This window comes from Quadrisphaera sp. DVD1, assembly GCF_058932755.1.
In genome coordinates this window covers 1-18,272 of sequence record NZ_JBZYWI010000029.1, presented here as the reverse complement: position 1 = coordinate 18,272, position 18,272 = coordinate 1, and the positions used below count along the sequence as shown (strand labels likewise).

Annotated in this window: 18 protein-coding genes and 1 tRNA gene; 6 read left to right on the top strand and 13 right to left on the bottom strand. The window is 75.4% G+C overall.

The window, feature by feature from the left end:
* Positions 1–2: 2 nt before the first annotated feature.
* Complete coding sequence (locus AC5FZL_RS05335) at positions 3–1,238, bottom strand: multidrug effflux MFS transporter (RefSeq protein WP_493617531.1); 1,236 nt, start codon at positions 1,236–1,238, stop codon at positions 3–5.
* Between the two features lie 22 nt (positions 1,239–1,260).
* Positions 1,261–2,157, bottom strand: coding sequence for a LysR family transcriptional regulator ArgP (locus AC5FZL_RS05330; RefSeq protein ID WP_493617530.1), 897 nt, complete (start codon positions 2,155–2,157; stop codon positions 1,261–1,263).
* 70 nt (positions 2,158–2,227) lie between these two features.
* On the opposite strand from AC5FZL_RS05330, the gene AC5FZL_RS05325 reads away from it, so the two are divergent.
* The 3 genes from AC5FZL_RS05325 (at position 2,228) to AC5FZL_RS05315 (ending at position 6,543) form a co-directional block, all read left to right on the top strand.
* Positions 2,228–2,845 (top strand): LysE/ArgO family amino acid transporter, encoded by a 618-nt coding sequence (locus AC5FZL_RS05325; RefSeq protein WP_493617529.1) that lies wholly within the window; start codon positions 2,228–2,230, stop codon positions 2,843–2,845.
* Between the two features lie 40 nt (positions 2,846–2,885).
* Complete coding sequence (locus AC5FZL_RS05320) at positions 2,886–3,806, top strand: MOSC domain-containing protein (RefSeq protein WP_493617528.1); 921 nt, start codon at positions 2,886–2,888, stop codon at positions 3,804–3,806.
* 94 nt (positions 3,807–3,900) lie between these two features.
* Positions 3,901–6,543 (top strand): SpoIIE family protein phosphatase, encoded by a 2,643-nt coding sequence (locus AC5FZL_RS05315; protein ID WP_493617527.1) that lies wholly within the window; start codon positions 3,901–3,903, stop codon positions 6,541–6,543.
* A 51-nt stretch (positions 6,544–6,594) separates the two neighbouring features.
* Here AC5FZL_RS05315 and AC5FZL_RS05310 read toward each other — a convergent pair whose 3' ends face one another.
* The 6 genes from AC5FZL_RS05310 to AC5FZL_RS05285 form a co-directional block, all read right to left on the bottom strand.
* Complete coding sequence (locus AC5FZL_RS05310; RefSeq protein WP_493617526.1) at positions 6,595–7,854, bottom strand: alpha/beta hydrolase fold domain-containing protein; 1,260 nt, start codon at positions 7,852–7,854, stop codon at positions 6,595–6,597.
* A 244-nt stretch (positions 7,855–8,098) separates the two neighbouring features.
* Positions 8,099–8,536 carry a DUF6069 family protein gene (locus AC5FZL_RS05305; protein ID WP_493617525.1) on the bottom strand — a complete coding sequence of 146 codons (438 nt, stop codon included), beginning with the start codon at positions 8,534–8,536 and terminating at the stop codon, positions 8,099–8,101.
* 105 nt (positions 8,537–8,641) lie between these two features.
* Complete coding sequence (locus tag AC5FZL_RS05300) at positions 8,642–9,502, bottom strand: SDR family oxidoreductase (RefSeq protein ID WP_493617524.1); 861 nt, start codon at positions 9,500–9,502, stop codon at positions 8,642–8,644.
* A gap of 185 nt (positions 9,503–9,687) precedes the next feature.
* On the bottom strand, positions 9,688–10,638 hold the full coding sequence (locus AC5FZL_RS05295; protein WP_493617523.1) for an NADP-dependent oxidoreductase: 951 nt from the start codon (positions 10,636–10,638) through the stop codon (positions 9,688–9,690).
* Between the two features lie 90 nt (positions 10,639–10,728).
* Positions 10,729–11,607, bottom strand: a complete 879-nt coding sequence (locus tag AC5FZL_RS05290; RefSeq protein ID WP_493617522.1) for a dioxygenase family protein — start codon at positions 11,605–11,607, stop codon at positions 10,729–10,731.
* A 92-nt stretch (positions 11,608–11,699) separates the two neighbouring features.
* A complete protein-coding gene (locus AC5FZL_RS05285) occupies positions 11,700–12,074 on the bottom strand; it encodes a DoxX family protein (RefSeq protein WP_493617521.1) in 375 nt (124 codons plus the stop codon).
* Positions 12,075–12,211: 137 nt separating this feature from the next.
* On the opposite strand from AC5FZL_RS05285, the gene AC5FZL_RS05280 reads away from it, so the two are divergent.
* Both AC5FZL_RS05280 and AC5FZL_RS05275 read left to right on the top strand, forming a co-directional pair.
* Positions 12,212–12,694, top strand: coding sequence for a MarR family winged helix-turn-helix transcriptional regulator (locus tag AC5FZL_RS05280; protein WP_493617520.1), 483 nt, complete (start codon positions 12,212–12,214; stop codon positions 12,692–12,694).
* 413 nt (positions 12,695–13,107) lie between these two features.
* A complete protein-coding gene (locus AC5FZL_RS05275; RefSeq protein ID WP_493617519.1) occupies positions 13,108–13,575 on the top strand; it encodes a hypothetical protein in 468 nt (155 codons plus the stop codon).
* Positions 13,576–14,090: 515 nt separating this feature from the next.
* On the opposite strand, the gene AC5FZL_RS05270 is transcribed toward AC5FZL_RS05275, so the two are convergent.
* A tRNA-Ser gene (locus tag AC5FZL_RS05270) sits at positions 14,091–14,179 on the bottom strand.
* 36 nt (positions 14,180–14,215) lie between these two features.
* The gene (locus AC5FZL_RS05265) at positions 14,216–14,482 is read right to left on the bottom strand and encodes a hypothetical protein (protein WP_493617518.1); all 267 of its coding nucleotides are present in this window, start codon (positions 14,480–14,482) and stop codon (positions 14,216–14,218) included.
* A 135-nt stretch (positions 14,483–14,617) separates the two neighbouring features.
* On the opposite strand from AC5FZL_RS05265, the gene AC5FZL_RS05260 reads away from it, so the two are divergent.
* The gene (locus AC5FZL_RS05260) at positions 14,618–15,547 is read left to right on the top strand and encodes a PAC2 family protein (protein ID WP_493617517.1); all 930 of its coding nucleotides are present in this window, start codon (positions 14,618–14,620) and stop codon (positions 15,545–15,547) included.
* Between the two features lie 4 nt (positions 15,548–15,551).
* Here AC5FZL_RS05260 and AC5FZL_RS05255 read toward each other — a convergent pair whose 3' ends face one another.
* From AC5FZL_RS05255 to cysK, 3 genes are all read right to left on the bottom strand, one after another.
* A complete protein-coding gene (locus AC5FZL_RS05255) occupies positions 15,552–16,406 on the bottom strand; it encodes a helix-turn-helix transcriptional regulator (protein WP_493617516.1) in 855 nt (284 codons plus the stop codon).
* 75 nt (positions 16,407–16,481) lie between these two features.
* Positions 16,482–17,084, bottom strand: coding sequence for a serine O-acetyltransferase (gene cysE, locus AC5FZL_RS05250; RefSeq protein ID WP_493617515.1), 603 nt, complete (start codon positions 17,082–17,084; stop codon positions 16,482–16,484).
* Between the two features lie 4 nt (positions 17,085–17,088).
* Positions 17,089–18,015: a cysteine synthase A gene (cysK, locus tag AC5FZL_RS05245; RefSeq protein ID WP_493617542.1), complete on the bottom strand. Its 927-nt coding sequence runs from the start codon at positions 18,013–18,015 to the stop codon at positions 17,089–17,091.
* Positions 18,016–18,272 lie beyond the last annotated feature (257 nt).

Here is an 18,272-nt window from a genome sequence, read left to right as displayed (position 1 = left end):
GGTCAGCGGGTCGCCAGCACCCGCGCGGCGGCGAGGGACAGGACGAGGAACCCGGCCATGAGCGCCGCCATCGGGAGCAGCGACGTGCTGCCCAGCAGCCCGGTGAGCGGGATGACGAGCGCCCCGCAGCCGAAGGCGAGCCCACCGCTGAGGGCGGACGCCGTCCCGGCGGCGCGGGACCCGGCCTGCTGGCACAGCGCGGTGGAGGCCGGCAGGACCAGCCCCATGCCCCCGGCCACGGCCGCGAGCAGCGCGGCCACGAGCACCAGCGGCGGTTCCCCCGACGACAGGCTCGCCGCCGCCAGCGCCACCGCCCCGGCGCAGGAGAGCGCCAGGCCGGTGAGGCGCAGGCCGTGCAGCGACCACCGCCGGACCAGCCCGGCGAAGAGCGCGCTGGCCACCGCCATGACGACCGCGTTCACGGCGAAGACCAGCCCGTACGTGCTCGCGCTGATGCCGTAGACCCCCTGCAGGACGAACGACGAGCCCCCGATGTAGCTGAAGAACCCCATCGTGGCCAGGGACACCACGACGACGTGGGCGGTGAAGCGCCGGTCGCGCAGCAGGTCGCCCGTGCGGGCGAGCGCCGCGGGCAGCGACCCCGGCTGGCGCCGCTCGGGGGGCAGCGTCTCGGGCACCCGCACCACCACGCCCAGGAGCTGCACGAGCCCGACGGCGGCGAGGACGAAGAACACCAGGCGCCAGTCGCCGACGAGCAGGAGCAGCGCGCCCAGGCCGGGGGCCACCACGGGCGCGAGGAAGGTCACGGCGGACAGGAGGCCGAAGCGCCCCGCCGCCCGGGCGCCGGTGTAGTGGTCGCTGATCACCGCCCGCGCGCAGACCACGCCCGCCGCGCCGGCGAAGCCCTGCACCAGGCGCAGCACGACGAGCACCCCCGCCGACGGGGCCAGCGCGCACCCCAGGGAGGCCAGGAGGAAGGCCGCCGGGCCCCAGAGGAGGAAGGGCCTGCGCCCCGCGGCGTCGCTGAGCGGCCCGAGCACGAGCTGCCCCAGCGCCAGGCCGACGAGGAACGCCGTCAGGGTGAGCTGGGCCGTCGACGCGCTGGCGCCGAGCGAGGCCCCCAGGGCCGGCAGGGCCGGCAGGTACATGTCCGTGGCGAGCGGCGAGATGCCGCTGAGCAGCACGAGCACGAGGAAGGAGGGGGCGGCCGCGGAGGTCGCGGAGGTGCCGGAGCCCACCGGGGTCGTCGACGGGCTCGGCACCCCGCGCAGACCCACGTCCCGGACCGTAGCAGCGGCTCTAGGGCAGCAGCTGGTCGCGCGCCGCGGCGAGGACGGCGGCGGCCACGCGGTCGAGCACGGGCGATCGGAGCTTCCACTGCTGCCAGTGCAGCTCGACGTCGGTCGTGCCGGCGGGGTCGGTGGTCACCAGCCGGCCGCTCTCCCGACCGGGCCGGCTCTGCAGGTCGGGGAGCATGCCCCAGCCCATGCCGAGGGTGATGGCGGTGAGGAAGTCCGCCGACGAGGGCACCCAGTGCGTCGGCGGCGCCGCCGTGACGCCGCGTCCGCGCAGGTAGCGGTGCTGCAGGTCGTCCTTGCGGTCGAAGACCACGACGGGGGCCGCGCCGAGGGCGGCCGCCGTGGGGCCGTCGGGGAACCAGCGCCGGGCCGGCTCCGCCGAGGCCGTCGGCCGGTACCGCATGCGGCCCAGGCGGGTGACCGAGCAGCCCGGCACGGGGTCGGGGTCGGCGGTGATGGCGGCGACGACGGTGCCCGAGCGCAGCAGGGCGGCGGTGTGCTCCTCGTCGTCGCGGTGGACGTCGAGGCGCACCGCTCCTGCCGCGTCCGCGGCCGCCTGCGCCAGCGCGGGCAGCGCCCACGTGGCGAGGGAGTCCGCGTTCACGGCGATCGGCAGCGTCTGGCCGCCCTCGCCCGCGACGCCGGCGTCCAGCTCGGCCAGGGCGTCGGTGGTCAGCAGGTCGACCTGGCGGGCCAGGCGCAGGAGCACCTCGCCCGACGCGGTGGCCCGGACGGGCCGGCTGCGGACCAGCAGCACCCGCCCGGTGGCGACCTCCAGGGCCCGCAGGCGCTGGCTGACCGCCGAGGGGGTCACGTGCAGCACCCGCGCCGCGGCGTCCAGGCTGCCCTCGGAGACCGCAGCGCTCAGCGCCCTCAGCTGGGCCAGGTCGAGATCCACGACAGCGAGGCTAATGCAGCGTCAGGAACATGAACTTCCCTCACGACGCCCACCTTCCTACCGTGGATGCGTGCCCCCCGCCCTCGTCGCCGCGCTCTCCGGCCTCGGCCTCGGGCTGTCGCTCATCGTCGCGATCGGCGCCCAGAACGCCTTCGTCCTGCGCCAGGGGCTGCGCGGCCAGCACCTGGCGGTCGTGGTCGCGATCTGCGTGGTCTCCGACGTCCTCCTCATCGCGGCCGGGGTGGCGGGGGCCGGCAGCGCCCTCGACCGGTGGCCGTCGCTGCTGGTCGTGGTGCGGCTCGCCGGCGCCGCCTTCCTCGCCGGCTACGGCCTCCTGGCCGCCCGGCGGGCGCTGCGCGCCCAGGCGCTGGTGCCCGGGGCCGGTGCCGCGCCGTCCTCCGCGGCCGCCGCGGTGGCCACGGCGCTGGCGCTGACCTGGCTCAACCCGCACGTCTACCTCGACACCGTCGTCCTCCTCGGGTCGATCGCCCAGACGCACCTCGGCGACCGGTGGTGGTTCGCCGCCGGCGCAGCCACGGGCAGCGCCCTGTGGTTCACGGCCCTCGGCTGGGGCGCCGCGCGGCTGCGGCCGCTCTTCGCCCGCCCCCGCGCGTGGCGCGTCCTCGACGCGCTCATCGCGACGGTCATGTTCGCCCTCGCCGCGTCCCTGCTGCTCACCGCCCTGTGAGCGGCACGATGGGCGACACCGCCCCCTGCTCCGGAAGGCCGTGCCCGCCGTGATCGACGTCGACCTCCCCGCCGGCCCGGCCGGCTCGCTGCTGGCGCGGTCCTTCGCGGCCTGCCTGGCCTCGGTCACCGCCGTGCCCCTCGCAGCGCTGCCCGAGGCCCCGCCCGACGACCTCGCCGAGGCCGTGCGCACGTGGCGCGGCTGGCTGGCCGGCCTCGGCCTGGGGCTCGTCGAGGTCGCCGCGCCGTCCGGCTTCACCCTGCCCGGGTACTGGATCGCCGTCCTCGCCGCCGGGGCCTCCCCGGACGGCCCCGGCGAGCAGGCGGCCGTGCTCGTGTTCGGCACGCCGCCCGGGGTGGTCCTCAGCCCCGCGGACCGCACCCTGCTCAGCCGCGCCGCCGCCGACCTGCCGGTGCGCCGCGGCTTCGTCCTGGCCACCCTGGACCCGTCGGCCGGCGCCGTCACCGACCCGTCCGCGCGCGGCGCGCTGCGCGGACGGGTCGAGGCCCTCGCCGTCGCCGAGGCGGCCACCAGCCCGATGCGGCTCGTCCCCTCCGCCCGGGCGCTCGCGGGCCGGGGCCTGGAGGGCGACCGCTACGCCGACCACGCCGGCACCTTCACGCCGGGCCGGCGCGGCACCCGCGGCTACGACCTCACCCTCATCGAGGCCGAGGCCCTGGACGGGCTCGCCGCGGACGGCGTCGACCTCGCCCCCGCCGAGGCCCGCCGCAACGTCGTCACCCGCGGCATCGACCTCAACGCCCTGGTCGGGCGCCGCTTCCGGATCGGGGACGTCGAGTGCGTCGGCCAGCGCCTGTGCGAGCCGTGCGCCCACCTCGAGCGCCTCACGACCAGGGGCGTGCTGCGCGGGCTGATCCACCGCGGCGGCCTGCGCGCCGACATCGTCACCGGCGGCACCATCACGACCGGCGCGACGATCGAGACCGTCGACGAGCCGTGATCTGCGGAAGGCGGCCCCGCGGCCCGCAGAGGGCCGTCACAATGGCGGGGAGCGCGAGGCCCACCGGAGGCCCGGCCGTCGAGGAGAGCGTGCTGTGCCGCAGGAGAAGGACGATCACGACGTCGAGGTCGGCGCCGTGGGCGTGCCCTCCGAGCAGGAGCGGTCCCGTCGTGACCTCGCCCGCCGCCTCGGGCCCGAGCCGGGCAGCGACGCCGTCCTGAACCGCCTGGCCGAGCTGGCCATGGCGCTGCTGCGCACCACCGCGGCCCAGGTCTCGGTGCTCACCGAGGTGCAGACGGTCACCGCGGGCGCCGGGCTCGCCGGCCCCTCGGTCGGCGAGCAGTCCTCCCTGGCCGAGGCGCTGTGCACGCTCACCGCGGTCGTCGACGGGCCGGTGGTCGTCCCGGACGCCGCGGCCGACGAGCGGGTGCGCGACCGGGAGCCGGTGCTCTCGGGCGTCGTCGGCTCGTACCTGGGCGTGCCGCTGGCCACCCGCAGCGGCGACGTCGTCGGCGCGCTGTGCGTCTTCGAGCCGCTGCCCCGGACGTGGACCGACGCCGACGTCGCCCTCCTCGGCCGCCTCGCCGACCTCGCCGTGGCCGACCTGCAGGCCAGCGCCCTGGCCGAGGAGGACGACGCGCGGCGGATCCTCGGGGAGCTGGCCACGGACGCGGCCGGCGTCGGCACCTTCGACTGGGACCTGACCAGTGGCCGCCTCGTGTGGGACGACCGCCTGGTGGAGCTCTTCGGCTACCACCGCGGCGAGTTCGACGAGTCGATCGAGGACTTCAACGCCCGCGTCCACCCCGAGGACGTCGCCGACGTCACCGGCCGCCTGCAGACCGCCATCGACACCGGCGGGGACTTCGAGGCCACCTACCGCGTCCTCCCGCCCGGGACCAGCACCCGGTGGGTGAGCGCCCGCGGTCGCGCGCTGCGCGACGAGACCGGCGCGACCACCCGGCTCCTCGGGGCCGCCTGGGACGTCACGGCGACCCGCGAGGCCTCCGACCGCATCGCCGGCATCGTGGAGTCCCTCCCGGTGGGGTTCTTCGCCGTTGACGCCGACTGGCACCTCACCCACGTCAACGCCGCGTTCGAGCGGATCTCCGGCATGGACCGGGCCGGCGTCCTCGGCCGCAGCTACTGGGAGGTCTTCCCCGCCGCCCTGGGCACGGTCTTCGAGACCAGCTACCGCCGCACCATGGCCACCGGCGAGAGCACCACCTTCGACGCCTACTACCCCGAGCCCGTCGACGTGTGGGTCGAGGTCCGCGTCGAGCGCACCGCCAGCGGCATGGCCGTGTACTTCCTCGACATCACCGCCCGCCGGCAGCTGCAGGACGACGCCGAGGCCGCCGCGCGCCGGGCCCACCTGCTCGCACGGATCACCGAGGAGCTGTCGACCGACCTGGACCTCGAGGAGGCGGCCGCCGCGCTCGCGTCCCTGGTGGTCCCCGCGCTGGCCGACTGGGCCGTGGTCACCCTCGTCGACGACCAGCACGCCACGGGACGCCGCCGCGGCCTGCGCACCGCCGGCGCCGCCCACGCCGACCCCGCCCTGCAGGACGTCGTCGAGGCCTACGCCCGCACCCGCCTCGACGCCCTCACCGACGACGCGATCGTCGTGCGCGTCATGGAGACGGGCACCCCGCAGTTCATCGGGTCCGATGCCACCCGAGCCGCCCTGGCCATGCTGCGGCCGGGTCCCGTCGGCGACCTCCTGCAGCGCCTCGCCCCCGCCCGCATCGCCGTCTACCCCCTCACCGGGCGCAACGGCACGGTCGGCATCGTCAGCCTCTTCAGCGGCGCGGAGCGCGGGCCCTCGACCGTGCAGGACCTCCTCACCACCACCCACGTCGCCGCCCGCGCCGGCGTCGTGCTCGACAACGCCCGCCTCTACCGCCAGCAGCGCGACCTCGCCGAGGCCCTGCAGCGCTCCCTGCTGACCGCGCCCCCCGAGCCCGACCACCTCCAGGTCGTCGTGCGCTACACCCCCGCCGCCGAGGCGTCGCAGGTCGGCGGCGACTGGTACGACGCCTTCCTCCAGCCCGACGGCGCCACCGTGCTCGTCATCGGCGACGTCGTCGGCCACGACACCCAGGCCGCCGCGGCCATGAGCCAGGTCCGGACCCTCCTGCGCGGCCTCGGCGCCGCCGACGGCCTCGGCCCGGCCCAGATCCTGCGCAAGGTGGACGACGTGATGGAGACCCTGCAGGTCGACACCACCGCCACCGCCGTCGTCGCCCGGCTGGAGCAGGACACCAGCCAGGAGCGCCGGGGCACCACCACGCTGCGCTGGTCCAACGCGGGCCACCCACCGCCCATGGTCGTCAACCCCGACGGCACGGTCCTCGCGCTGTCCCCCGCCGCGTCGGACCTGCTGCTCGGCGTCGCCCCCGGCACGGCCCGGCGCGAGTCGGAGGTCGCCCTCGACCGGGGGGCCACCGTGCTCCTCTACACCGACGGGCTCGTCGAGCGCCGCGGCCAGTCCCTCGAGGGCGGTCTCCTGCGCCTGCAGCAGCTGCTCGAGGACCTCGCGGCCCGTGACCTGACGCTCGACGAGCTGTGCGACGGGCTCCTCGCCGGGATGCTGCCGCCGCGCCCCGAGGACGACGTCGCGCTCATCGCCGTCCGCCTGCACCGCCAGGACCGGCCGCGCCCCGCCGAGGCCGGGCCCAACCGCATCCCGCCCGGCGTCCCGGCCACTCCCCCGGTGCTCGCCCAGCCCGAGTAGCCCCACCGGCACCGACCGGAAGAGCTCGGCGCTAGGACCGTCCGAGGGTCGTCAGCTGAGCTGCGCGGCGAGGTAGTCCATGCCGATGCTCAGGTGTGCCTGGTCGCCGATGGAGCCGGCGGCGAGCTGGGTGTAGATGTGCCAGCTGAGGGGGATCTTCGCGACCTCGACGTCGACGCCCGCTGCTCGGGCTCGGTCGGCGAAGTCGTACACGCTCTGGGTCGGGACGAGGGTGTCGCGGGTGGGCTCGATGATCAACGTCGGCGGAGCCTGCGCCGAGAGGTACGTCGCGGTGCTGACGGCGTCGTAGCGCTCGGGGAACTGCTCGGCCGTGCCACCGAGGTACCGCTGGGTCAGCGCGGTGCTGTCGAGGGCGCCCGCGGAGACGCCGGAGGAGGCGGCGGCGCGGACGTCGGCGGCCGGGTAGTCGGTGACGACGGCGGCCGGGACAGGGACCGTTCCTGCGCAGGAGGACCGGGCCGTGCCCTGCGCGGCGGAGTAGGCCGCGTTCAGGGCCAGGTTGCCGCCGGCCGAGTCGCCCCAGTAGGCCAGCCGATCGGTGTCGACGCCGAGCTCGCTGGCGTGCTCGGACAGCCACACCGCCGCGCACCCCACCTGCGCGGGCGCCTCGTCCCAGGTGGGGTCGTCCTCGGTGGACAGCTCGTAGTTGACCGAGACGACGACGTAGCCGGCGTCGGCCAGGGCCCGGTGGTCGGCGGCGGTGGTGGTGCCGGTGCCCTGGCTCCACCCACCGCCGTGGACGTACAGCACCGCTGGGGCGGGAGCCTGACCCCGGGTGGTGGGGGTGAAGATGTCGAGGGTGAGGTCCTCACCGTCCTCGGTGCGGTCGTAGGTGCGGACCTCGTCGGGTGCTGGCGCGCTGATGGAGGACAGGCCGAACGTGGCCTCGGCCAGGTCGACCGAGCCGCCGTGGTCGTCGACCGCGCCCACGATGACCGCGACGACGGCGAGGTTGGCGACCAGGCTGGCCGACCCCAGGGCCGCGGCGGTCGCTCCGCTGCGGCGGAGACCCCGCCGCCAGGCGACGGCACCGACGGCTGCCACGACCAGGCCGGCCAGCGCGAAGTGCGGGCTGAAGGTGGCTGCGAGCAGGTTCCCGACGGCGCTGAGCAGGCCGAGCCCGGGCACCAGGGTGCCCACTGCGAGCACGGCCACGACGGCGATCACGGCCAGGGCCACGGTCATCAAGACCGCCCAGGCGACCTTCGCCCCGCGACCACGGCGCCGGGTCGGGTGGGTGCCTGTGCCGGCGGCACCGCCGGGAGCGGGCGTGCTGGCGGGCTCGGACATGGCTGGCTCCTCGGTCGTCGGTGCCGCTGGTCGGTGTCGCCGCGGGAGGCCGGCGGCCTGGGGGCGCCCTGGACCAGGCCGGAGCACGCGGCGGAGGTCTGCTTCCAGCGTTCGACCTGGGCGCGGACGGCCGTGGAGGCCGCAGAGCCGTCCAGGTGGGCGTCGGCGTTGGTGCAGCTGGGAGCCAGGTCGCCCGCGGGCTCGGCTGTGGCCGGGTGGACCGCCGGCGTGCTGGATCGGTGGTTCAGCGCACGGGGTGGGTGCGGGTGAAGCCGAGCACGATGATCGCGGTCGTCGTGATGTGCATGAGGACCAGGGCGATGACGCCCAGGGTGCTCGCGCCAGGCATCTGAGGGGCGGTGGTGAGGTCGGGGACGAAGGAGACCAGCAGCACCGCGGGCACCAGGACGCCCAGCAGGCGGGCCGGGCGCGAGGAGTAGCGGCGCACGAGCGTCCAGCCGACCAGCGCCAGCAGCACCCCGACGACGGTCAGGAAGACGTAGGCGGCCGGCTGCAGCGGCATGAAGCTGCTGTCGGCACCCAGAGCGAGAGCGATCTGGGCGATGGCACCGTTGACGACCGAGGCCGCGACCGCGACGCCTGCGACGATGCCGATCCGGGCGGCCCGCGAAGGGCGGGCCGCGGTGGTGGCGGCAGGGGCGGTGGGGGACTGCACGGTCACGGGGAACCTCCGGGTCGACACGTCAGATGACTTGATGCTTCATGCGACCGTAGTTCCCAGTACTTGACGCGTCAAGTGACCACGGCGGTGGGGGTGGCATGCCGATCAGGTGTGGGCGGCGCGGACCGCGTCGGCCAGCGGAGTGGCCGGGCGCGCGAGCAGCTGGGTGAGGGCGTCGCTGTCGGTGTACAGGTGCCCGGCGGCGATGGCGGTGTCGACCACGGTCAGGAAGCCGGCGGTGGCCTCGTCCAGGCCGGCGGCCTGCAGGGCGCCGGCGTACTGGTCGGCGGGCAGGTCGCGATGGGTGACGGGGGTACCGGTGACCTCGGTGATCGTGGCGGCGAGGTCGTCGAGGGTGAAGGCAGGCCCGCCGAGCTCGTGCACGGCGCCGGTGGCCTGCTCGGGGCTGGTCAGGGCGGTGATGGCAGCGGTGGCGTAGTCGGCGCGGGTGGCCGCGGAGATCCGGCCGTGGCCGGTGGCGGACAGGATCGTGCCGCTGGCGAGGTGCTGCTGGAGCTGGCCGGTGTAGTTCTCGGTGTACCAGCCGTTGCGCAGCACGGTGAAGGGGATGCCCGAGGCGGCCAGGGCCTGCTCGGTGGCGACGTGCTCGGCGGCGATCGGCAGGCTGGTGGTGTCAGCGCCCAGCAGGCTGGTGTAGACGATCCGGTCGACGCCGGCCGCTGCGGCCGCGGCGATGACGGCCTGGTGCTGGGGCAGGCGACGGCCGATCTCGCTGCCGGAGACCAGCAGCAGGCGGTCCACGCCGGCCAGGGCGGTGGTGAGGGTCTGGGGGCGGTCGTAGTCGCCCTCGCGGACCTGGACTCCTGCGCCAGCGAGGTCGGCGGCCTTGGCCGGGGTCCGCACCAGCGCGACGACGTCGGAGGCGGGCACGCCGCGGGCGAGGAGGTCGTGGACGGCGAGACGGCCGAGGTGGCCGGTGGCACCGGTGATGGCGTAGGTGGTCATGGGGGCTCTCCTGGCGTGCGGCGCGGGACGAAGGGGGGACGGGTCGGGACGAAGAGCGGGACCGGTCGACTGCGGGACGGAGGTCGCGCTCCCGGGAGCGGACAGGGGCCGGCGGCGCCGTGGTGGCTGCGCCGGCCCCTGCCCGGTGGGTGGTTCCGGACGGGTGGTGCTCCCGGGCTGGTGGGTCAGTCCTCGAGGGTGACGACGAGCTTGCCGCCGGCGCCGCCGGTGGCCAGGCGGCCCAGGCCGTCCAGCGCCTGGTCCAGGGGCAGGACCTGGGAGACGGCGACCTGGAGCTGTCCGGTGGCGGCCTGCTCGGCCAGGGGGCCGGTGACCTCACGGGCGGGGAAGGCCATGACCGAGGTGCCGGTCAGTCCTGCTGCGGCCAGGGTCGCCTCGTCGGGGACGCCGGCGACGCCGGCGACCTTCCCGCCGGTGCGGACGGCGGCGATCGGGGTGGCCGAGGGGTCCATCCCGTGCAGGCTGACCAGGGCGTCGACGCCGTCGGGGTAGGCGGCGCGGACCTGCTCGGCGACGGGCCCGGCGGTGTGGTCGATGACGGTGGTGGCGCCCAGGGCGGTCAGCCGCTGGGTGTCGGAGGCCTTGCCGGTGGCCACGACGGTCACGCCGCGGGCGGCGAGCAGCTGGATGGCGAAGGAGCCCACGCCGCCGGAGGCGCCGTTGACCAGGACGGTCTGGCCCGGCTGGGGGTCGATCGCCTCGACGGATTGGACGGCCGAGGCGCCGGCCAGGGGCAGTGCAGCGGCGGCGGTCCAGTCCAGCCCGGCGGGCTTGGGGGCCACGGTCGCGGTGGGCAGGACGGCGTAGTCGGCCAGCGTGCCGGCGGAGATCGGCGGGGCCAGCAGCACGTGGCCCAGGACCTCGTCGCCGACGGCGACGTGGTCCACGCCCGCGCCGACGGCCGTCACGACGCCGGCGGCGTCGCGGCCCAGGACCAGGGGGTACTCGTGGGGCAGGCCCATCTGGGTCAGGAAGCCTGCCGCGACGGCGTTGTCGATCGGGTTCAGGCCAGCGGCCTTGACGCGGATCTGGACGGTGCCCTCGGTGGGCTCGGGCGTGGCCAGCTCGCCGAGCTGGGGCTGCTCGCCGGCGGCGGGGACGTGGAGTGCGCGCATGTCTGTGCTCCTGGTTCAGGTGAGGTCAGTGCTGACGGTGGGTGGGACTGGTGGGTGGGGACTGGTGGGTACGGGGGTGGGGTGGGCGGGTCAGGCGACCTGGAAGGAGCGCTTGGCCATGCCCATCGCGAAGTCGCTGATGATCGTGGTGGGAGCCGCGGTGGGGTCGGCGGCAGCGCCGAGGGTCAGGAACAGCGGCGTGAAGTGCTCCACGGTGGGGTGGGCGTAGGGCATGCCGGGGGCGCGGTGGTAGCTCGCGAGGGTCTCGACGTCGCCGCGGGCGAGGGCGTCGGCGGCCCAGGCGTCGAACTCCCCCGACCAGCCCGGGATCGTGCCGTGGACGATCATGTCGCGGGTGATGAACGGCAGCCCGTGGGTCATGTACCCGGACCCGATGACCAGCACGCCGGCCTCGCGCAGCGGGCGCAGCCGCCGACCCATGTCCATCAGGCGGGCCGGGTCGTGGGTCGGCATGCTCAGCTGCAGCACGGGCACGTCGGCGTAGGGGTACATCACCTTCAGCGGCACCCAGGCCCCGTGGTCCAGGCCCCGCGTGGCCGAGGTGTGCAGGGACTCGGTGTCCGGCAGCAGGGCGGCGACCTGCGCCGCCAGGGCGGTGACGTCGGGGGTCGCGTAGGTCATCTGGAAGTAGCGCTGGTCGAAGCCGCCGAAGTCGTACACCAGGGGGGTGCCGGCGACCGGGGAGGAGAGCATCGCGGTCTCGGACTCCCAGTGAGCGGAGACGATGAGGATGGCGCGCGGGGTCGGCAGCGACTGGGCCCAGCCGAAGAGCTGGCTGATCCAGTGCGGGTCGTCGAACAGAGGCGGTGCGCCGTGGCTGAGGTACAGCGCCGGCATCGGCCCGTCGTCCGGCGTCCAGGCGCGCCGGCTGCGCGCGGCGGGGGCGGTGGTGCGCAGGAAGTCGTCGAAGGCGCCGGCGGGCACCGCGGGGTGGAAGGGGCTGGGCATGGTCGCTCCTGGGCGCTGGCGTGGCTACGGGGAGGTGGAGGTGGGCCAGTGGTGACGGCGGCCGCCTCGGTCGCCGTGCGTGGTCCGAAGGCTCAGAAGCTGTAGGCGCCGAACCGCAGCACGGCGACGACCAGGGCGAGCAGACCCAGCACGATCGGCGCGCCGACGGCCTTGGACTCACCGCGGCGCAGGTGGATGACCACGGCGCCGGCCATGACCAGCGTCAGACCCAGGGCGGCGAGGGGGGTGAGCACCTCGGCCACGCCCAGGGCGGCGGGCAGGACCAGCCCGAGGGCTCCGAGGACCTCCAGGGCGCCGATGCCCTTCATCGCTCCGTCGCTGAAGTCCTCGGCGTAGGCCATGCCGGAGGCGACGAGCTTGGCGCGAGGCTGGGCCAGCTTCATGAGCCCCGCCGCAGCGAAGGCGAGGGCCAGCAGGCCGGCGATGATCCACAGGACGATGTTCACGACGCGCTCCAGGGGTGACGGGCGCGGGCCCGATGCCCGCTTGCTTGAACGTTCAATCGACAGTAGATGCTGGCAACTTGAACTGTCAAGCGATATGGAGTCGTGGATCGCATGAACGTTCACGTACCCTTATGACCATGAGCGCCACTGAGCAGCCTCGCTGGCTCACCCCTGAGGAGCGCGACGGCTGGGTCGCGCTAGCGGGGGCGCTGATCACCGTCCCGGCGGCGCTGGACGCCCAGATGCAGCGTGATGCCCAGTTGAGCTACTTCGAGTACATGGTCCTGTCGTGGCTGTCGATGGAGCCCGAGCGCACCGCCCGGATGAGCGACCTCGCCGAGCTGGTCCACGGTTCCCTGTCGAGGCTGTCCCACGTCGCCCGCAGGCTGGAGAAGCAGGGTCTGCTCTCGCGCCGGCCCGACCCCGCCGACGGCCGCTACACCCTCGCCACCCTCACCGAGCGCGGGTGGGACAAAGTCGTCGCCGCCGCCCCCGGTCACGTCGAGGCCGTCCACCGGATCGTCCTCGACCCCTTGACCAAGACCCAGGTCAAGCAGCTGCGCGACATCGGCACCCGGCTGCAGCAGGCCGCCGCCGGGGAGCCCCACCTGCCCGACTAGCCCGCCGACGCTGCTGGCCGGTCGACGACGGGCCCGGGGAGCGTCTCGGTGAGCGGTCGCAGCGGCACGCTGCCCGGACGAGGATCCTCAGGGGCACGAGAGGTGCTCGCGCAGGGCGCCACTCCGCCAGATCACTGACGTCACCGCAGGCACGGTGTCGTGAGATCGAGGTGCCGGATGCCGCCCCTCGAGCCGTGCGCATCGCGCCCACCGCGGCGAGGAGCGAGGATCGGCCGTGAGATCGGTCAGCGGGCACTGGGCACTGGTAGACGCGTCCCCACCCCGCCGTTGACGAGCAGAGGAGTCCCGTGCCCGAGGGTCGGTCCCCTGGTCGCCGTTCGCCGTCCGCGGCGGTCGCTGCTGTGGGCGGAACATCGACGAGCCGACCCGACGTCGAGCGGGTCCGCAGCCGGGTGAGCGCCTACGTCTACGGCAACGTGCTGGTCCTTGCGGCCGTCGTCGGCTGCACCCCGGAGTCGGTGGACGACGGGCGAGCGGTCGTCATCGTGCTGGCCACGATGGTCACCACCTACCTGGCGCACGTGGTGGCCGACCGGGTCGGCGCGGGCATCGGCCGCAGCACCGACGACGCCGAGACCCACCTGCGCGCCGAGCTGCGTGACGCTGTCCCCATCGCCACGTCCGGGCTGGTGCCGGCGGGGGTGCTGCTGGTCGCGGCGCTGGACTGGCTGGACTGGCTGGGGACCAGCGGCTCCCAGCTCGTGGCGGTGCTCGTGGTCGTGGTGCGCCTGGGACTCACCGGCTCGGTGGCCAGTCGGCTCGGCTCCGGGAGCTCCTCGCGGCGCACCGTGTGGAGCGCGGTCGGGCTCGCCGTCGCCGGATCCCTGATCGCCGTCGTCAAGGTTCTGCTGACCCACTGACCCGAGAGCCACGGACTCGACGGACTCCACGGACCAGTCTGAGATCCCTGCGGGAGGCAGCCCGCACAGCGATCCACCCTGGAGGCGCTGCTGGCCTCGTCTCCTGGGGGCCCACCTACAACAGCCTCGACCTCGTGTTCTGCCGGGAGGACGGTGCACCCGTCTCGCCGGGACTGGTCAGCAGGCGCTCCACCACCCTCAGCGCCGAGGCCGGGCGGCCCCGGATCGTCCTGCACGGCCTCCGGCACACCCACGCGACGCACGCCCTCGCAGCCGGGTCGACGTCACCGTCGTGGCCGAGCGGCTCGGCCACGCGCGCAGCCCCTCCACGGCGGACACCCACACGCGGGTGCTCCCCCAGTCGACCAGGAGGCCGCCGAGCTGATCGCCGCGATGGTGCGCCAGGCGGGCGCAGGCGGGGTCTCCAGCGGAGCTCCGTGAAGGTCTCGTGAAGGTCGCCCTGCCCAGGTGCCCGGGCGGCGCCCGGACACCTGGCCTGAACCCGCAGGTCAGGGCGGAGGGCGTGGGATTCGAACCCACGGACTGGGATGAACCAGTCAGCGGTTTTCAAGACCGCCCCGTTCGGCCGCTCCGGCAGCCCTCCAGGGCCCCGGAGCCTACCGAGCGGGGTGCCGGCCCCTCAGTCGCCGGTCCGGGTCACCCCGAACATCAGCACGCGCCGGTCGATGTCGTAGAAGACGTTCTTCGTGTTCTTCAGCACGTCCTGGAGGGCGTCGGCGTCCTCGGAGCTGACCGTGAGGACCTCCTCCCAGGCGCCCTCGTCGAGGACGAGCTGCAGCGTCCAGAGGCCGCTCTCGCCGCCCTCGCGCGCCGTCCAGCTGAACTGGTAGTGGCTGAGCTGTCGCACGCGGATGCTGTCGTCGGTCATGCGCGGGGTGGCGGCCACGGGCGTTCCTCTCCTGGGACGGGTGCTGGCACCGGCGTGGTACCCCGCCCGCCCGGAGGCCACACGGGTGGCCGCGGGATGCGCTGGGGCCGGCCGGGCGTTGTAGGAGCAGGACCACGAGACCAGGAGGACCACGTGCTCGCACCCGAGGACCTGTACCAGGTCGTCGCCGAGGCGACGGCCGACCCGCTCGGCGGAGGACCCGTGCTGCTGCACGCCTTCACCGGGTTCGTCGACGCCGGGGCCGCCTCGTCCCTCGCCCTGCGGCACCTGCTGGCCGAGCTGCCGTCGCGGCTGCTGGCGACCTTCGACGTCGACCAGCTCGTCGACTACCGCGGACGCCGCCCCACCATGGCCTTCAGCGGCGACCGCTTCACGAGCGTCGAGATGCCCGAGCTGTCGCTGCACGAGGTGCGCGACGCCGAGGACCGCACCTTCCTCGTCCTGGTCGGCTCCGAGCCCGACGTGCAGTGGCGCCGGTTCTCCGCCGCGGTCACCCAGCTCGTCAGGCGCTGGGGCGTCAGCCGCGCGATCAGCCTGCAGGGCATCCCGTGGGCCGCGCCGCACACCCGCCCCATCTCCCTGACGGCCCACGCCTCCGACCGGGCGCTCATCGCCGGGCGCCCGCGCTGGCTGGGCGAGGTCGCCGTCCCCGGCCACGCCGGGGCCTTCCTCGAGCTCCACCTGTCGGAGCAGGGCGTGCCCTCGATGGGCTTCTCCGCGCACGTGCCGCACTACCTCGCCGGCGCGGAGTTCCCGCCGGCGGCGGTGGCGCTGCTGGAGGCCGTGGCCGACAGCGCCGACCTGGAGCTGCCCGTGCAGGCCCTGGCAGCCGCCGGCAGCGTCGTCCTCGGTGAGGTCGACGCCCAGGTGGCGGCCTCGGAGGAGACGTCGGTCGCCGTCGCGGCCCTCGAGCGCCAGTACGACGCCGTCCTCGCCGGGCGCGGGCTCGAGGGGCCGTCCCTGCTGACCCCCCGCCTGCCCGAGGAGGAGGTCGCGAACGGCGAGGAGCTGGCCGCCGAGCTGGAGCGCTACCTGCGCGAGCAGGACGGGCGCGAGGGCTGAGCCCTCAGATCCACCCGCGGCGGACGGCGATCGCCACCGCCGAGGCGCGGTCGACCGAGCCGAGCTTGGCGTGCACCCGCTCGAGGTAGGTCTTCACCGTGCTCAGCGAGAGCTGGAGGCCCCGGCCGACCTGCTCGTTCGAGCGGCCCGCGGCGACCGCGGCCAGCACGTCGCGCTCGCGCTCGGTCAGCGGGTCGCAGGGCAGGCAGCCGCACGCGCTGACCATGCGCCGCAGGTCGCGAGGGGTCCACGTGACACCGCGCTCGGGGGCGCCCGCCTCGTCGCCGACGACGACCACGCGCGCGTCGGCCCTGCGCTCGGCCAGCGCGGCGGCGACCTGGCCCGTGAGCCTCTGGGCACCGGGGTGGTCGAGGACGACGGCGGCCCAGGCGCGCTCGGCCGCCATGGCCGGCGCGTCGTCCGCGTCCGCGGTGATCGCCACGCGCACCCGCCGGCCGGCCGACTCGACCACCCGGTGCAGCGCCAGGGTCAGGGAGTCCATCCGGTCGGGGCCGGCGACGACGAGCACCTCGTCGCTCCCCCGGCCCGCGGCGCCGCCGAGCCGGGACATCAGGCGCCGCGCGCGGAGCTCGGCGTCGCTGCCCTCCAGCAGCGAGCCGCTGCGGCGCGCGACCGCGACCTCCGCCAGCAGCGCCTCGCACACCTCCAGCAGCGAGACCCCGGCGTGCACGAGGAGCTCCGCGGTGAGCTGGGCGGCCACCTCGTCGCCCTCGGCGAAGCGCGCGGCCAGCTGGTGCAGCCCGTCGCCCGCGGTCGGCGCGGGGGCGGACGGGCGACCCGTCGCCTGCACGGGCCAGCGCAGCCCTGCGCGCTGGTCCCGCTCCGCCACGACGCCCACGCAGACCCCCTCGACAGCCGGCCCCTCTGCTGGAACTGGCGGTCTACCGAGAGTAACGACGCGGGTGACCGGCCGTCAGGGGTTCGGCGCATCCGCCGGAGCGGCGGGCACCTCGTCGGCGCGCGAGGGGCGCACGACGCCCGGCACCCCGACGACGACCGCGCCGGCCGGCACGTCCCTGACGACGACGGCGTTGGCACCCACCTGGGCGCCGTCGCCCACGACGATCGGCCCGAGCAGCCGCGCCCCGGCGCCGACGACCACGCCGGCCCCCAGCCGGGGGTGGCGGACGCCGACCGCTCCGGTCCGCCCGCCCAGGGTGGCCCCGTGGTAGAGCAGGACGTCGTCGCCGACCACGGCGGTCTCCCCCACCACGACGCCCGAGCCGTGGTCGATGAACACGCGCCGGCCGAGCTGCGCGGCGGGGTGGATCTCGATGCCGGTGACCATCCGCGCCCAGTGGGCCACGAGGCGGGCCAGGAGCCAGCACCCCGGGCGCTGCCAGAGGGCGTGCGCCAGCCGGTGCGCCCACACGGCGTGCACGCCCGGGTAGGTCAGCACGACCTCCAGGCGCGAGCGCGCCGCGGGGTCGCGGGCCAGGGCGGCGTCGACGTCCTCCAGCGCCGCCCGCACCCACCCCAGGGCACCTGACGCCGGAGCAGGCACCGGACCGGTCACCGGATCAGGCGAGGTCGCTGTAGAGCACGGTCGAGAGGTAGCGCTCGCCGTAGGAGGGGATGATCACGACGACCAGCTTGCCGTCCATCTCGGGCCGCTGCGCGACCTGCACCGCGGCGGAGAGCGCCGCGCCCGACGACAGGCCCGCGAGGATGCCCTCCTCGCGCGCCGCGCGGCGGGCCCACGCCACCGAGGTGTCGACGTCGACGTCGATGACCTCGTCATAGACGCCGCGGTCGAGCACCTCGGGCACGAAGTTGGCGCCGATGCCCTGGATCTTGTGGGGGCCGGGGGCGCCGCCGTTGAGGATCGGGGACTCCGCCGGCTCGACGCCGATGACGCGCACGCCCGGCCGGCGCTCCTTGAGCACCTGGCCGACGCCGGTGATGGTGCCGCCGGTGCCGATGCCGGCCACCACGGCGTCCACCTGGCCGTCGGTGTCGGCCCAGATCTCCTCGGCGGTGGTCCGCCGGTGCACGGCCGGGTTCGCGGCGTTGGCGAACTGGCGCACCTGGACGGCACCGCGCTCGGCGGCGATCTCGGCGGCGCGGGCGACGGCGCCGCGCATCCCCTCGGAGCCGGGGGTGAGCACGAGCTCGGCGCCGTAGGCGCGCAGGAGCTGCTTGCGCTCGGTGCTCATCGTCTCGGGCATCGTCAGGACCACCCGGTAGCCCTTGGCCGCCCCGGTCATCGCGAGCGCGATGCCGGTGTTGCCGCTGGTGGCCTCCACGATCGTGCCGCCGGGCCGCAGCTCGCCCGAGGCCTCCGCGGCCTCGACCATGGCCACGCCGATCCGGTCCTTGACGCTGGCGGAGGGGTTGTAGAACTCCAGCTTCGCGGCGACGGTGGCACCAGCGCCCTCGGCCAGGCGGTTCAGCCGCACGAGCGGGGTCCGGCCGGTCAGCTGCGTGATGTCGTCGTAGATGCGCACGTCGGGGCGAACACCCGGGGTGCTCGTCCTCTTCCGCCCGCTGGTCGCCCCGCGCGCGCTCACCCGATCGGGGCAGGATCGGGGCGTGAGCGGAGCGTCGCGGTGACCGGGGGCGGGGCGTGGGCGGGGTGCGTGGTCATCGTGCCCGCCGGCGGTGGCGCCACCCGGATGGGCGGGGCCGACAAGCTCGCCGCCGACCTCGACGGCGCGTCGGTGCTGGGCCGCGCGGTGGCCGGGGTGCCGCGGGACGTGCCGCT